The 15117-nt window shown below is 62.2% G+C and carries 12 protein-coding genes; all 12 read left to right on the plus strand.

The annotated features are described in order from the left end of the window. The first annotated feature begins 28 nt into the window (after window positions 1-28). The 12 genes from ACJ8IM_RS10690 (at window position 29) to ftsZ (ending at window position 15097) form a co-directional block, all read left to right on the plus strand. Window positions 29-1792 (plus strand): peptidoglycan glycosyltransferase FtsI, encoded by a 1764-nt coding sequence (locus ACJ8IM_RS10690; RefSeq protein ID WP_004932790.1) that lies wholly within the window; start codon window positions 29-31, stop codon window positions 1790-1792. Continuing rightward, window positions 1779-3266 carry a UDP-N-acetylmuramoyl-L-alanyl-D-glutamate--2,6-diaminopimelate ligase gene (murE, locus tag ACJ8IM_RS10695; protein ID WP_033652911.1) on the plus strand — a complete coding sequence of 496 codons (1488 nt, stop codon included), beginning with the start codon at window positions 1779-1781 and terminating at the stop codon, window positions 3264-3266. Before ACJ8IM_RS10690 ends, murE begins: the two co-directional genes overlap by 14 nt. Then, a complete protein-coding gene (gene murF, locus ACJ8IM_RS10700; RefSeq protein WP_033652913.1) occupies window positions 3263-4624 on the plus strand; it encodes a UDP-N-acetylmuramoyl-tripeptide--D-alanyl-D-alanine ligase in 1362 nt (453 codons plus the stop codon). Before murE ends, murF begins: the two co-directional genes overlap by 4 nt. Then, entirely contained in the window at window positions 4618-5700 is a 1083-nt protein-coding gene (gene mraY / locus ACJ8IM_RS10705) for a phospho-N-acetylmuramoyl-pentapeptide-transferase (protein ID WP_004932782.1), read from the plus strand. Before murF ends, mraY begins: the two co-directional genes overlap by 7 nt. A gap of 2 nt (window positions 5701-5702) precedes the next feature. After that, window positions 5703-7022 carry a UDP-N-acetylmuramoyl-L-alanine--D-glutamate ligase gene (gene murD, locus ACJ8IM_RS10710; RefSeq protein ID WP_033652914.1) on the plus strand — a complete coding sequence of 440 codons (1320 nt, stop codon included), beginning with the start codon at window positions 5703-5705 and terminating at the stop codon, window positions 7020-7022. Further along, entirely contained in the window at window positions 7019-8221 is a 1203-nt protein-coding gene (ftsW, locus tag ACJ8IM_RS10715; protein ID WP_004932776.1) for a cell division protein FtsW, read from the plus strand. Before murD ends, ftsW begins: the two co-directional genes overlap by 4 nt. Window positions 8222-8224: 3 nt before the next feature. Then, a complete protein-coding gene (murG, locus tag ACJ8IM_RS10720) occupies window positions 8225-9289 on the plus strand; it encodes an undecaprenyldiphospho-muramoylpentapeptide beta-N-acetylglucosaminyltransferase (RefSeq protein ID WP_004932773.1) in 1065 nt (354 codons plus the stop codon). A gap of 84 nt (window positions 9290-9373) precedes the next feature. Beyond that, window positions 9374-10849: a UDP-N-acetylmuramate--L-alanine ligase gene (murC, locus tag ACJ8IM_RS10725; RefSeq protein WP_025301571.1), complete on the plus strand. Its 1476-nt coding sequence runs from the start codon at window positions 9374-9376 to the stop codon at window positions 10847-10849. Beyond that, entirely contained in the window at window positions 10842-11762 is a 921-nt protein-coding gene (locus ACJ8IM_RS10730) for a D-alanine--D-alanine ligase (RefSeq protein ID WP_033641257.1), read from the plus strand. The genes murC and ACJ8IM_RS10730 overlap by 8 nt, the downstream gene beginning before the upstream one ends. A 1-nt stretch (window position 11763) precedes the next feature. After that, entirely contained in the window at window positions 11764-12615 is an 852-nt protein-coding gene (gene ftsQ / locus ACJ8IM_RS10735; protein ID WP_033637108.1) for a cell division protein FtsQ, read from the plus strand. Beyond that, window positions 12612-13868 (plus strand): cell division protein FtsA, encoded by a 1257-nt coding sequence (gene ftsA, locus ACJ8IM_RS10740; RefSeq protein ID WP_004932758.1) that lies wholly within the window; start codon window positions 12612-12614, stop codon window positions 13866-13868. The genes ftsQ and ftsA overlap by 4 nt, the downstream gene beginning before the upstream one ends. Window positions 13869-13942: 74 nt before the next feature. Then, on the plus strand, window positions 13943-15097 hold the full coding sequence (ftsZ, locus tag ACJ8IM_RS10745; protein WP_004932757.1) for a cell division protein FtsZ: 1155 nt from the start codon (window positions 13943-13945) through the stop codon (window positions 15095-15097). Window positions 15098-15117: the final 20 nt, after the last annotated feature.

Genomic DNA, 15117 nt, shown 5'->3' on the forward strand with positions numbered 1-15117 from the left:
ATAATGACACGGAGTAGAAAGGAAACGCATGAAAGCAGCGCGCCCCGGTAAGTTGAGACGCCAGGAAGATCAGGCCAGCTTTGTCAGCTGGCGTTTTGCGTTGCTGTGCGGCTGCATTTTGCTGGCGATGGTCGGCCTGATGCTGCGCGTCGCGTACCTGCAGGTCATCAACCCCGATCGTCTGGTGAAAGAAGGCGACATGCGTTCGCTACGCGTGCAGGAAGTGCCGACCGCGCGCGGCATGATCAGCGATCGCGCCGGCCGGCCGTTGGCGGTCAGCGTGCCGGTCAATGCGGTGTGGGCGGATCCGAAAGAGCTGAACGAGCGCGGCGGCATCACGCTGGACAGCCGTTGGAAAGCGCTTTCCGATGCGCTGAACATCCCGCTGGACCAACTCTCAAACCGCATCAACGCCAACCCGAAAGGGCGCTTCGTTTATCTGGCGCGCCAGGTGAACCCGGCGATCGGCGACTACATCCACAAACTCAAGCTGCCGGGGATCTACCTGCGGCAGGAGTCGCGCCGTTACTATCCGGCGGGGCAGGTGACGTCGCATATCATCGGCGTGACCAATATCGACGGGCAAGGCATCGAAGGCGTCGAGAAGAGCTTCGACCGCTGGCTGACCGGGCAACCGGGCGAGAGAACGGTGCGTAAGGACCGCTTCGGCCGGGTGATCGAAGATATTTCCTCCGTCGACAGCCAGGCGGCGCACAACCTGGTGCTGAGCGTCGATGAACGCCTGCAGGCGCTGGTGTATCGCGAGCTGAACAACGCGGTGGCGTTCAACAAGGCCGAGTCGGGCACTGCGGTGCTGATCGACGTGAACACCGGCGAAGTGCTGGCGATGGCCAACAGCCCGTCTTACAACCCGAACAACATGGCCGGTACGCCGAAAGAGACCATGCGTAACCGTGCTATCACCGATATTTTTGAACCCGGTTCAACCGTGAAGCCGATGGTGGTGATGACCGCGCTGCAAAACGGCGTGGTGAGAGAAAACAGCGTGCTGAACACCATCCCGTACCGCATTCAGGGCCACGAGATCAAAGACGTGGCGCGGTACTCGGAGCTGTCATTGACCGGGATCTTGCAGAAGTCGAGTAACGTCGGTGTTTCAAAGCTGGCGTTAGCGATGCCGTCCTCAGCGTTAGTAGATACTTACTCTCGTTTTGGGCTGGGAAAAGCGACCAATTTGGGGCTGGTCGGAGAAAGCAGTGGCATATACCCAAAAAAACAACGGTGGTCTGACATAGAGAGGGCCACCTTCTCTTTCGGCTACGGGCTGATGGTAACTCCGTTACAGTTGGCGCGAGTCTATGCAACGATCGGCAGCCTGGGCGTGTATCGCCCATTGTCGATCACCAAGGTTGACCCTCCGGTCGCCGGCGAGCGCGTTTTCCCTGAACCTCTGGTGCGCACCGTGGTGCACATGATGGAAAGCGTGGCCTTGCCGGGTGGTGGCGGCGTGAAAGCCGCCATCAAGGGATACCGTATCGCCATCAAAACCGGTACCGCGAAAAAAGTGGGCCCGGACGGCAAGTACGTCAACCGATACATCGCTTATACCGCCGGCGTCGCGCCGGCAAGTAATCCCCGTTTTGCCCTGGTGGTCGTCATCAACGACCCGCAGGGTGGGAAATACTATGGTGGCGCAATCTCCGCGCCGGTGTTCGGCGCCATCATGGGCGGCGTATTGCGCACCATGAACGTCGAGCCTGACGCGTTGCCTACCGGTGACAAAAGCGAATTAGTGATTAACAAGAAAGAGGGTTCAGGTGGCAGATCGTAATTTGCGCGACTTACTCGCCCCGTGGGTGCCGACGGCCCCCGGGCGCGCGCTGCGGGAAATGACATTAGACAGCCGTGTGGCGGCTGCCGGGGATCTGTTTGTCGCCGTTGTCGGCCATCAAACGGATGGACGCCGCTATATTCCGCAGGCCATCGCGCAGGGCGTCGCCGCCGTGATCGCCGAAGCTGACGGTCAGGCCGAAGACGGCGCCATCGTTGAAATGCACGGCGTGCCGGTGATCTACCTGAGCCAACTGAACCAGCGCCTTTCCGCGCTGGCCGGGCGTTTTTACCACCAGCCGGGCGAGCGTCTGCGTCTGGTCGGCGTGACCGGCACCAACGGCAAAACCACCACTACGCAGCTGCTGGCGCAGTGGAGCCAACTGCTGGGCGAAACCAGCGCGGTGATGGGCACCGTCGGCAACGGCCTGCTGGGCCAGGTGTGCCCGACCGAGAATACCACCGGTTCTGCGGTGGATGTTCAACACGTATTAAACGAGCTGGCGGAACAGGGCGCGACCTTCGCCGCCATGGAAGTTTCTTCGCACGGTCTGGTGCAACACCGGGTGGCGGCGCTGCCGTTCGCCGCGGCGGTCTTCACCAACCTGAGCCGCGATCACCTGGATTACCACGGTGATATGGCCAATTACGAGGCGGCCAAATGGTCGCTGTTCGCCGCCCACAGCGTGGGGCAGGCGATCATCAACGCCGACGATGAAGTCGGTCAGCGCTGGCTGAGCAAGCTGCCGGATGCGGTGGCGGTGACGATGCAGGGCAACCTGCAGCCGGGCGGCCACGGCCGCTGGCTGAAAACCACGGCGGTCGACTATCACGACAACGGCGCCACCGTTCGCTTCAGCTCCAGCTGGGGCGACGGCGAGATCGAAAGCCGCCTGATGGGCGCGTTCAACGTCAGCAACCTGCTGTTGGCCTTGGCGACGCTGCTGTCGCTGGGCTATCCGCTGGAGGCGCTGGTGGAAACCGGCAGCCGTCTGCAGCCGGTCTGCGGCCGCATGGAAGTGTTTAACGCGCCGGGCAAACCGACGGTAGTGGTGGATTACGCCCACACGCCGGATGCGCTGGAGAAAGCGCTGGAAGCCGCGCGCCTGCACTGCCAGGGGCAGCTGTGGTGCGTGTTCGGCTGCGGCGGCGATCGCGACAAGGGCAAGCGTCCGCTGATGGGCGGCATCGCCGAGCAGTTCGCCGATCGCGTGGTGATCACCGATGACAACCCGCGTACCGAAGAGCCGCGCGCGATTATCAACGACATCCTGACCGGATTGCTGGACGCCGGGCAGGCGCTGGTGATCCACGGCCGCGCCGAAGCGGTAACCAGCGCCATCATGCAGGCGCAGGAACAGGATGTGGTGTTGGTGGCGGGCAAAGGCCACGAAGATTACCAATTGGTAGGCAACCGCCGCCTGGATTACTCCGACCGCACGACGGTCGCCCGACTGCTGGGGGTGCTGGCATGATCCCTGTCTCTCTTCAGACACTGGCTGAGGTATTGAGCGCTGAGCTGATTGGCGCCGATTGCCAAATTGTCGAGGTGACGACAGACACCCGCAAGGTGACCGCCGGTTGCCTGTTTGTGGCGCTGAAAGGCGAGCGTTTCGACGCTCACGACTTCGCGGCGGATGCCGTAGCCGCAGGCGCCGGGGCGCTGCTGGTCAGTAAGCGCTTATTGGTGGACGTGCCGCAGCTGGTGGTGCAAGACACCCGTCTGGCGCTGGGGCAGCTTGGCGCCTGGGTGCGTCAGCAGGTGCCGGCGCGCGTGGTGGCGCTGACCGGCTCCTCGGGCAAGACATCGGTGAAAGAAATGACCGCCGCCATTCTGCGCGAATGCGGCGAAGTGCTGTATACCGCCGGCAACTTCAATAACGACATCGGCGTGCCGCTGACGTTGCTGCGTCTGGAACCGCAGCATGATTTTGCCGTGATTGAGCTGGGCGCTAACCACATTGGCGAAATTGCTTACACCACCGCATTGACGCGGCCGCAGACCGCTTTGGTGAACAACCTGGCGGCGGCTCACCTGGAAGGCTTTGGCTCGCTGGCCGGCGTCGCCCAGGCGAAAGGTGAAATCTTTACCGGCCTGCCGGCCGACGGCGTGGCGATCATCAACGCCGATAACAACGACTGGCCGCACTGGCAGAACATGCTGGGCGGCAAAACCGTCTGGCGCTTCTCGCCGCAGGCCGCCGCAGGCGTGGACTTCTTCGCGGACGACGTGCGGGTAAACGGCGCGGGCACGCAGTTCACGCTGCACAGCCCGTTCGGCACCGCCGAGATCGCGCTGCCGCTGCCGGGGCGCCACAACGTGGCCAATGCGCTGGCGGCGACGGCGCTGGCGATGTCGGTGGGCGCCACCCTCGAAGCGGTGCGTCAGGGGCTGAAACAGCTGCAGGCGGTGCCGGGGCGTCTGTTCCCGGTGGCGCTGGCCGAAGGCAAGCTGCTGCTGGACGACAGCTATAACGCCAACGTCGGGTCGATGACCGCGGCGGCGCAGGTGCTGGCAGAGATGCCGGGCTACCGCGTGATGGTGGTCGGCGATATGGCCGAGCTGGGTGCGGAAGCGGAAGAGTGTCACCGTCAGGTGGGCGAAGCCGCCCGTCTGGCCGGGGTCGACAAAGTGATCAGCGTCGGCGGTTTGAGCCGCGTGCTGAGCGAAGCCTCCGGCAACGGCGAACATTATCAGGACAAGACAGCAGTGATCGCGCGCGTGGCGGAATTACTGTCGGAACATGCGGTCATTACCGTGTTAATCAAAGGTTCACGTAGTGCCGCAATGGAGCAGGTAGTACGCGCGTTACAGGAGAAAGCACCATGTTAGTTTGGCTGGCCGAGCATTTGGTCAAGTATTACTCAGGCTTCAACGTCTTTTCTTATCTGACGTTCCGAGCCATTGTCAGCCTGCTGACCGCGCTGTTCCTGTCGCTGTGGATGGGCCCGCGGGTGATCAAGCGCCTGCAAGAAATGTCCTTCGGCCAGGTGGTGCGCAACGACGGCCCCGAGTCGCACTTCAGCAAGCGCGGCACGCCGACCATGGGCGGCATCATGATCCTGACCTCCATCACCATTTCGGTGCTGATGTGGGCTTACCCGTCCAACCCGTATGTCTGGTGCGTGCTGTTCGTGCTGGTGGGGTACGGCATCGTCGGCTTCGTCGACGACTACCGCAAGGTGGTGCGTAAGGACACCAAAGGGCTGATCGCCCGCTGGAAGTATTTCTGGCAGTCGGTGATTGCGCTGATTGTCGCATTCGCCATGTACGCCGTAGGAAAAGACACGCCAGCCACCGAGCTGGTTGTGCCGTTCTTTAAGGACGTGATGCCGCAGCTGGGCCTGCTGTATATCCTGCTGGCCTATTTCGTCATCGTCGGCACCAGCAACGCGGTCAACCTGACCGATGGCCTGGACGGCCTGGCGATCATGCCGACGGTATTCGTGGCGGCCGGCTTCGCGCTGGTGGCCTGGGCGACCGGTAACATGAACTTCGCCAACTACCTGCATATTCCGTATCTGCGTCATGCCGGTGAGCTGGTGATCGTGTGTACCGCCATCGTCGGCGCCGGCCTCGGGTTCCTGTGGTTCAACACTTACCCGGCCCAGGTATTTATGGGCGACGTCGGTTCGTTGGCGCTGGGCGGCGCGCTGGGCACCATCGCGGTGCTGCTGCGTCAGGAGTTCTTGTTGGTGATCATGGGCGGCGTATTCGTGGTAGAGACGCTGTCGGTGATCCTGCAGGTGGGATCGTTCAAGCTGCGCGGGCAACGCATTTTCCGCATGGCGCCGATTCACCACCACTATGAATTGAAAGGCTGGCCGGAGCCGCGCGTTATCGTGCGCTTCTGGATCATTTCGCTGATGCTGGTGCTGATTGGCCTGGCAACGCTGAAGGTGCGTTAATCATGGCAGACTATCAGGGTAGAAAAGTCGTCATCATCGGGTTGGGCCTCACCGGCCTGTCCTGTGTCGATTTCTTCATGGCGCGCGGCGTGACGCCGCGCGTGATGGATACCCGTATCGCGCCGCCAGGGTTGGACAAACTGCCTGAAAGCGTGGAGCGCCATCTGGGCGATCTGAATCAGGACTGGCTGCTGGCGGCGGATCTGATCGTCGCCAGTCCGGGCGTCGCGCTGGCGACCCCGGCATTGAGCGCCGCGGCGGACGCCGGTGTGGAAATCGTCGGTGACGTCGAACTGTTCTGCCGTGAAGCGCAGGCGCCGATCGTGGCGATCACCGGCTCCAACGGTAAAAGCACCGTCACCACCCTGGTGGGCGAGATGGCGAAAGCCGCCGGTTGGGCGGTGGGCGTGGGCGGCAATATCGGCCTGCCGGCGCTGAGCCTGCTGCGCCAGGAATGCCAGCTTTACGTGCTGGAGTTGTCCAGCTTCCAGCTGGAAACGACGTATAGCCTGCGGGCGGCGGCGGCGACCATCCTGAACGTGACCGAAGATCATATGGATCGCTATCCGTTCGGCCTGCAGCAGTATCGCGGCGCCAAGCTGCGCGTGTATGAAAACGCCGCGGTGTGCGTGGTGAACGCCGACGACGCGCTGACCATGCCGGTGCGCGGCGCCGACGCGCGCTGCGTCAGCTTCGGCGCCGACGTGGGCGACTATCACCTGAACCGTCAGCAGGGCGAAACCTGGCTGCGGGTGCGCGGTGAGAAAGTGCTGAATACGCGCGAGATGAAACTGACCGGCCGCCACAATTACACCAACGCCTTGGCGGCGCTGGCGTTGGCGGATGCGGTCAATATTCCGCGCGCGTCCAGCCTGAAGGCGCTGACCACCTTCACCGGCCTGGCGCACCGCTTCCAGCTGGCTTGGGAGAACAACGGCGTGCGTTGGATCAACGATTCCAAAGCCACCAACGTCGGCAGCACCGAAGCGGCGCTGAACGGCCTGCAGGTAGACGGCACGCTGCATCTGCTGCTGGGCGGCGACGGCAAGTCCGCCGATTTCTCGCCGCTGGCGCGCTATCTGCAGGGCGACAACGTGCGTCTGTACTGCTTTGGCCGCGATGGCGCCCAGCTGGCACAGCTGCGGCCGGAGGTGGCGACGCTGACCGAGACCATGGAGCAGGCGATGCGCACCATCGCCGGCCGCGTACAGCCCGGCGACATGGTATTGCTGTCGCCGGCCTGCGCCAGTCTCGATCAGTTCCGTAATTTTGAAGTGCGCGGCGATGAGTTCGCCCGCCTGGCGCAGGAGCTTGGCGGATGAAACTACGCTTGCCGAACTTCGGGCTGACAGAACGGATGAAAGACTGGGTGACCGGCGCGCGCGACAACGATGCGGTCAACATGGTGCTGTACGATCGCACCCTGCTGTGGCTGACCTTCGGGTTGGCGATCATCGGCTTCGTGATGGTGACCTCGGCGTCGATGCCGATCGGCCAACGCCTGGCAGACGATCCGTTCCTGTTCGCCAAACGTGACGCGCTGTACCTCGGCCTGGCGTTCGGTCTGTCGCTGGTGACGCTGCGTATCCCGATGGAAGTTTGGCAGCGTTACAGCAACGTGATGCTGCTGATGTCGATCGTGATGCTGCTGATCGTGCTGGTGGTGGGGAGCTCGGTAAACGGGGCCTCGCGCTGGATCGCGCTCGGCCCGCTGCGTATTCAGCCGGCGGAGCTGTCCAAGCTGTCGCTGTTCTGCTACCTGGCGAGCTATCTGGTGCGCAAGGTGGAAGAGGTGCGCAGCAACTTCTGGGGCTTCTGCAAGCCGATGGGCGTGATGGTGGTGCTGGCGGTGCTGCTGCTGGCGCAGCCGGACCTCGGTACCGTGGTGGTGCTGTTCATCACCACGCTGGCGATGCTGTTCCTGGCCGGCGCGAAAATGTGGCAATTCCTGGCGATCATCGGCTCCGGCGTGTTCGCCGTGGTGCTGCTGATCATCGCGGAACCGTACCGTATGCGCCGCGTGACCTCGTTCTGGAACCCGTGGGCCGACCCGTTCGGCAGCGGCTACCAGCTGACCCAGTCGCTGATGGCGTTTGGCCGCGGCGAGTTCTGGGGGCAGGGGCTCGGCAACTCGGTGCAGAAACTCGAGTATTTGCCGGAAGCGCACACCGACTTCATCTTCTCCATTTTGGGTGAAGAACTGGGCTATATCGGTGTGGTTTTAGCCCTGTTAATGGTATTCTTCGTCGCTTTTCGCGCGATGTCCATTGGGCGCCGCGCGCTGGAGATCGACCAACGCTTCTCCGGCTTCCTGGCCTGCGCGATCGGCGTATGGTTCAGCTTCCAGGCGCTGGTTAACGTCGGCGCCGCCGCGGGCATGCTGCCGACCAAAGGTCTGACGCTGCCGCTGATCAGTTACGGCGGTTCAAGTTTGCTGATTATGTCGACGGCCATCGTGCTGTTGCTGCGAATTGATTATGAAACGCGCCTGACCAAGGCTCAGGCGTTTGTGAAGAGGTAAGGGATGAGCGGGAAACCTAAGCGTTTAATGGTGATGGCAGGCGGTACCGGCGGGCACGTGTTCCCGGGGCTGGCGGTCGCGCATCATCTGATGGCGCAGGGCTGGCAGGTGCGCTGGCTCGGAACCGCAGACCGAATGGAAGCCGATCTGGTGCCGAAGCACGGGATCGAGATTGATTTTATCCGCATCTCCGGCCTGCGCGGCAAAGGCCTGAAGGCCCAGCTGACTGCGCCGCTGCGGATCTGGCAGGCGGTGCGCCAGGCGAAAGCCATCATGCGCAGCTATCAGCCGGATGTGGTGCTGGGGATGGGCGGTTACGTTTCCGGCCCCGGCGGCCTGGCGGCTTGGCAGTGCGGCATCCCGGTGGTGCTGCACGAGCAGAACGGCATCGCCGGCTTGACCAACCGCTGGCTGGCGCGCATCGCCGCCAAAGTGATGCAGGCCTTCCCCGGTGCGTTCCCGAACGCCGAGGTGGTGGGCAACCCGGTACGTACCGACGTGTTGGCGCTGCCGTTGCCGGCGGAGCGGTTGCAGGGGCGCGAAGGCCCGATCCGCGTGCTGGTGATTGGCGGAAGTCAGGGCGCGCGCGTGCTGAATCAGACAGTTCCTGAAGTCGCGGCGCGTTTGGGCGATAGAATTACGCTCTGGCATCAGGTTGGCAAGGGCGCGCTGGAAACGGTGCTGCGCGACTACGAAAGGGTAGGGCAGACGCAGCACAAGGTGACCGAGTTCATCGACGACATGGCCGCCGCCTACGCCTGGGCCGACGTGGTGGTCTGCCGCTCCGGCGCGTTGACCGTCAGCGAAATCGCGGCGGCGGGGCTGCCGGCGATCTTCGTGCCGTTCATGCATAAGGATCGTCAGCAGTACTGGAACGCGCGCCCGCTGGAAGAAGCCGGCGCGGCGAAGATTATCGAACAGCCGCAGTTCAACGCCGATGTGGTGGCCGAACTGCTGGCGAGCTGGGATCGCAAGACGCTGCTGGCCATGGCCGAGAAAGCGCGCGCGGTCGCCATTCCGGACGCCACCGAGCGCGTGGCGGCGGAGCTGGTGCGGCTCGCCAAGTAACGAGTGCAGGGGTTCGGTGCGCCGAACCTGAATAAAAGCAATGTGATGTAGGGCCGGGGTACCGGATCCGGATTAGAGAGAGTGATGAATACACAACAACTGGCGAAACTACGTACTATCGTGCCCGAGATGCGTCGCGTCCGGCACATTCACTTTGTCGGCATCGGTGGTGCCGGCATGGGTGGTATCGCCGAAGTGTTGGCAAACGAAGGGTATCAGATCAGCGGCTCCGACCTGGCGCCGAATCCGGTCACCCAACAGTTGAGCGCGCTCGGGGCGACGATTTACTTCAATCACCGTCCGGAAAACGTGCTGGATGCGAGCGTGGTGGTGGTGTCTACCGCCATCTCCGCCGACAACCCGGAGATCGTCGCCGCCCGTGAAGCGCGCATCCCGGTGATCCGCCGCGCAGAGATGCTGGCGGAGCTGATGCGTTTTCGCCACGGCATCGCTATCGCCGGCACGCACGGCAAAACCACCACCACGGCGATGGTTTCGAGCATTTACGCCGAAGCCCGCCTGGACCCGACTTTTGTCAATGGCGGGCTGGTGAAGGCGGCGGGCACCCATGCGCGACTGGGGTCCAGCCGTTATCTGATCGCGGAAGCGGATGAGAGCGATGCGTCGTTCCTGCATCTGCAGCCGATGGTGGCCGTGGTCACCAACATCGAAGCCGACCACATGGACACCTACCAGGGCGACTTTGAGAACCTGAAGCAGACGTTTATCAATTTCTTGCACAACCTGCCGTTCTACGGCCGCGCGGTGATGTGCATCGACGATCCGGTAGTGCGCGAGCTGTTGCCGCGCGTGGGTCGCCACATCACCACCTATGGCTTCAGTGAAGATGCCGATGTGCGCATCGAAGACTACCGGCAGATTGGGCCGCAGGGGCACTTTACCCTGAGCCGTCAGGACAAGCCGTTGCTGACGGTGACGCTGAACGCGCCGGGCCGCCACAATGCGTTGAACGCGGCGGCGGCGGTAGCGGTAGCGACCGAAGAAGGCATCGACGACGAAGATATCCTGCGCGCGCTGGCGGGCTTCCAGGGCACCGGGCGCCGCTTCGATTTCCTCGGCGAGTTCCCGCTGGAGCCGGTCAACGGCAAAGCGGGCAGCGCGATGCTGGTGGACGACTACGGCCACCATCCGACCGAAGTGGACGCCACGCTGAAAGCGGCGCGCGCCGGCTGGCCGGACAAGCGTCTGGTGATGATCTTCCAGCCGCACCGTTATACGCGCACCCGCGATCTGTACGACGATTTCGCCAACGTGCTGTCGCAGGTGGATGTGCTGCTGATGCTCGACGTGTACGCCGCCGGCGAAGCGCCGATCCCGGGCGCGGACAGCCGTTCGCTGTGCCGCACCATCCGCAGCCGCGGCAAGCTGGATCCGATCCTGGTTTCCGATGCCGATACCGTGCCGGAAACCCTGGCGCAGCTGCTGCAGGATGAAGACCTGGTGCTGGTGCAAGGCGCCGGCAACGTGGGCAAAATCGCCCGTAAACTGGCCGAGCTGAAGCTGCAGCCGCCGAAGAAAGAGGAGGAGCACCATGGCTGATAAAGTTGCAGTTCTGCTGGGCGGCACCTCCGCTGAACGTGACGTTTCCCTGCAATCCGGCGCCGCGGTGCTGGCCGGGTTGCGCGAAGCCGGTATCGATGCGCACGGCGTCGATACCCGCGATTTCCCGGTGACCCAGCTGAAAGAGCAGGGGTTCACCAAAGTGTTTATCGCGCTGCATGGCCGCGGCGGCGAGGACGGCACCCTGCAGGGGCTGCTGGAGTTCCTCGAGCTGCCTTATACCGGCAGCGGCGTGATGGCCTCGGCGCTGACCATGGACAAATGGCGCACCAAGATGGTGTGGCAGTCGATGGGCTTGCCGGTGGCGCCTTACGTGGCGCTGAATCGCCAGCTGTATCTCGGCGCTGAAAAAGCGGCGCTGCTGGCGCGCGTGGCGGATCTCGGCCTGCCGCTGATCGTCAAGCCGAGCCGAGAAGGCTCCAGCGTCGGCATGAGCAAGGTCACCGAGAGCGCCGCGTTGGAAGCCGCGCTGGAAGAGGCCTTCCGTCATGACGACGATGTGCTGGTGGAGAAGTGGCTGAGCGGCCCGGAATACACCGTAGCGATGCTGGGCGACCAGGTGCTGCCGTCGATCCGCATCCAGCCGGCCGGCGTGTTTTACGACTACCAGGCCAAGTACATTTCGGACGACACGCAGTACTTCTGCCCGAGCGGTTTGAGCGCCGAGCAGGAAGCCGAGATGGCGGCGTTGGCGCTGCGCGCCTACCGCGGTCTGGACTGCAGCGGCTGGGGCCGCGTCGACGTGATGCAAGACAGCGATGGCAGCTTCTATCTGCTTGAGGTGAACACCTCTCCGGGCATGACCAGTCATAGCCTGGTGCCGATGGCGGCGCGCCAGTTTGGATTAAGCTTCTCGCAGTTGGTGGCGAGAATTTTGGAGTTGGCCGACTGATATGTCGCAAGCTGCCCTGAATGCGCGCGATCGCGAGGTCGATAACGGCCCGCGCCGCAGCAATGGAACCCAGTTGGCGGGAATGATTTTCCTGCTGATGGTGTTGGGAACGGTCGTGTGGAGCGGTTGGGCGGTGCTTGGCTGGATGAAAGACGCCAGTCGCCTGCCGCTCTCAAGGCTGGTGGTGACCGGCGAACGCCACTACACCACCAACGATGATATTCGTCAGGCGATCCTGGCGCTGGGCGCGCCCGGCACCTTTATGACGCAGGATGTGGACGTCATCCAGCAGCAGATCGAACGTCTGCCGTGGATCAAGCAGGCCAGCGTGCGCAAACAATGGCCGGATGAGCTGAAGATCCATCTGGTGGAGTACGTCCCGGTGGCGCGCTGGAACGATTTGCACATGGTGGACGCCGAAGGTAAAGCGTTCAGCGTGCCGGCGGAGCGGGCGGGCAAGCAGAAGCTGCCGCTGCTCTACGGGCCGGAAGGGAGCGAGCAGGATGTGCTGGAAGGCTATCGGGCGATGAGCGCTTCGTTGGCGGCCAGCAAATATACGCTGAAAATGGCGGCGATGACCGCGCGCCATTCCTGGCAGCTGGCGCTGGACAACGATGTCCGGCTTGAGCTGGGGCGCGATGACCGCAATGGGCGTTTGCAGCGGTTTATCGAGCTTTACCCGGTATTGCAGCAGCAGGGCCAGGCGGAGAGCAAGCGTGTCAGCTATGTCGATCTGCGCTACGAGTCCGGCGCTTCGGTAGGGTGGGCTCCGGTGTTGGTCGATCCGCAGGCGCTTGGCGGTCAGCAAAACAGTAATCAGCAACAGAATCAGGCACAGGCAAAACAACAATGATCAAGTCGACGGACAGAAAACTGGTAGTTGGACTGGAGATCGGTACTGCAAAAGTCTCCGCATTGGTAGGGGAAGTTCTGCCCGATGGCATGGTCAACATTATCGGGGTGGGCAGCTGCCCGTCTCGCGGCATGGATAAGGGTGGCGTAAACGACCTGGAGTCGGTGGTGAAGTGCGTACAGCGCGCCATCGATCAGGCCGAGCTGATGGCGGACTGCCAGATCTCCTCGGTGTATCTGGCGCTGTCGGGCAAACACATCAGCTGCCAGAACGAAATCGGCATGGTGCCGATCTCGGAAGAGGAAGTGACGCAGGACGACGTGGAGAACGTGGTGCACACCGCCAAATCGGTGCGCGTGCGCGACGAACACCGCATTCTGCACGTGATTCCTCAGGAATACGCCATCGATTATCAGGAAGGCATCAAAAACCCGGTTGGGCTGTCCGGCGTGCGCATGCAGGCCAAGGTGCATCTGATTACCTGCCATAACGATATGGCGAAGAACATCGTCAAGGCCGTGGAGCGTTGCGGCCTGAAAGTTGACCAACTTATTTTCGCCGGTCTGGCCGCGAGCTACGCGGTGCTGACCGAAGATGAACGCGAACTCGGCGTTTGCGTGGTGGATATCGGCGGCGGCACCATGGATATGGCGGTGTACACCGGCGGTGCGCTGCGCCACACCAAAGTGATTCCTTATGCCGGGAACGTGGTCACCAGCGATATCGCTTACGCCTTCGGCACGCCGCCGACCGACGCGGAAGCGATTAAAGTTCGACACGGCTGTGCGCTTGGGTCGATTGTTAGCAAGGATGAGAATGTAGAGGTGCCTAGCGTCGGGGGACGTCCTCCGCGCAGTCTGCAAAGACAGACGCTGGCTGAAGTCATTGAGCCACGCTACACCGAACTGTTGAATCTGGTTAACGATGAAATTTTGCAATTGCAGGAGCAACTGCGTCAGCAAGGGGTGAAGCATCATCTGGCGGCAGGTATCGTGCTGACCGGTGGCGCCGCCCAGATTGATGGCCTGGCAGCCTGTGCGCAACGGGTGTTCCACACTCAGGTACGCATCGGCCAACCCTTGAACATCACGGGTCTGACGGATTATGCGCAGGAGCCTTACTACTCGACGGCGGTAGGTCTGCTGCACTATGGAAAAGAGTCTCACCTGAGCGGTGAGACGGAAGTAGAAAAACGCGCCTCGGTGGGCAATTGGTTTAAACGCATCAATAGCTGGCTGAGAAAAGAGTTTTAATGTTTCAACAAAGAGATCATGCTGAGTAATCTTTTTATGATCTCGCAGCGACAGGCACAAAACGGAGAGAAACTATGTTTGAACCAATGGAACTAACCAATGACGCGGTGATTAAAGTCATCGGCGTCGGCGGCGGCGGTGGCAACGCCGTTGAACACATGGTGCGCGAGCGCATCGAAGGTGTTGAATTCTTCGCTGTGAACACGGACGCCCAGGCGCTCCGCAAAACGGCGGTTGGCCAAACCATCCAGATCGGTAGCGGTATTACCAAAGGTCTGGGTGCGGGCGCGAACCCGGAAGTGGGTCGCAATTCAGCGGAAGAAGACCGCGAAGCCCTGCGCGCAGCGCTGGACGGCGCAGACATGGTCTTCATCGCGGCCGGCATGGGTGGCGGTACCGGTACCGGTGCGGCGCCAGTGGTGGCTGAAGTGGCTAAAGATTTGGGTATTCTGACCGTGGCCGTGGTGACCAAGCCTTTCAACTTCGAAGGCAAGAAGCGCATGGCATTCGCGGAGCAGGGTATCGCTGAGCTGTCCAAACACGTGGACTCGCTGATCACCATCCCGAACGACAAATTGCTGAAAGTTCTGGGGCGCGGCATCTCTCTGCTGGACGCCTTCGGCGCGGCCAACGACGTGCTGAAAGGCGCGGTGCAGGGTATCGCCGAGCTGATCACCCGTCCGGGCCTGATGAACGTCGACTTCGCCGACGTGCGCACCGTGATGTCCGAAATGGGCTACGCGATGATGGGTTCCGGCGTGGCTTGCGGTGAAGACCGTGCCGAAGAAGCGGCCGAAATGGCGATCTCCAGCCCACTGCTGGAAGACATCGACCTGTCCGGCGCGCGCGGCGTGCTGGTCAACATTACCGCCGGCTTCGACCTGCGTCTGGATGAGTTCGAAACCGTGGGTAACACCATCCGTGCGTTCGCTTCCGACAACGCGACCGTGGTTATCGGTACCTCGCTGGATCCGGAAATGAACGACGAACTGCGCGTTACCGTGGTTGCAACCGGTATCGGTATGGACAAACGTCCTGAAATCACCCTGGTGACCAATAAACAGGCCAGCCAGCCGGTGATGGATCACCGTTATCAGCAGCACGGCATGTCGCCTCTGCCGCAGGAAGTGAAACCTGCCGCCAAGGTGGTCAACGACCAAGCTGCGCAACCGAATAAAGAGCCCGACTATCTTGATATTCCAGCCTTCCTGCGTAAACAGGCAGACTAAGAATATCCTGAGAATTTGGA

The sequence above is a fragment of the Serratia sp. CY33525 genome (assembly GCF_052169115.1).
GTDB lineage: Bacteria > Pseudomonadota > Gammaproteobacteria > Enterobacterales > Enterobacteriaceae > Serratia > Serratia sarumanii.

What these genes read in the sequence shown, in the direction of transcription:
- ACJ8IM_RS10690 (WP_004932790.1), top strand. Translation starts at nt 29, where the DNA reads ATGAAAGCAGCGCGCCCCGGTAAGTTGAGACGCCAGGAAGATCAGGCC.
- murF (WP_033652913.1), top strand. Translation starts at nt 3,263, where the DNA reads ATGATCCCTGTCTCTCTTCAGACACTGGCTGAGGTATTGAGCGCTGAG.
- mraY (WP_004932782.1), top strand. Translation starts at nt 4,618, where the DNA reads ATGTTAGTTTGGCTGGCCGAGCATTTGGTCAAGTATTACTCAGGCTTC.
- murD (WP_033652914.1), top strand. Translation starts at nt 5,703, where the DNA reads ATGGCAGACTATCAGGGTAGAAAAGTCGTCATCATCGGGTTGGGCCTC.
- ftsW (WP_004932776.1), top strand. Translation starts at nt 7,019, where the DNA reads ATGAAACTACGCTTGCCGAACTTCGGGCTGACAGAACGGATGAAAGAC.
- murG (WP_004932773.1), top strand. Translation starts at nt 8,225, where the DNA reads ATGAGCGGGAAACCTAAGCGTTTAATGGTGATGGCAGGCGGTACCGGC.
- murC (WP_025301571.1), top strand. Translation starts at nt 9,374, where the DNA reads ATGAATACACAACAACTGGCGAAACTACGTACTATCGTGCCCGAGATG.
- ACJ8IM_RS10730 (WP_033641257.1), top strand. Translation starts at nt 10,842, where the DNA reads ATGGCTGATAAAGTTGCAGTTCTGCTGGGCGGCACCTCCGCTGAACGT.
- ftsQ (WP_033637108.1), top strand. Translation starts at nt 11,764, where the DNA reads ATGTCGCAAGCTGCCCTGAATGCGCGCGATCGCGAGGTCGATAACGGC.
- ftsA (WP_004932758.1), top strand. Translation starts at nt 12,612, where the DNA reads ATGATCAAGTCGACGGACAGAAAACTGGTAGTTGGACTGGAGATCGGT.
- ftsZ (WP_004932757.1), top strand. Translation starts at nt 13,943, where the DNA reads ATGTTTGAACCAATGGAACTAACCAATGACGCGGTGATTAAAGTCATC.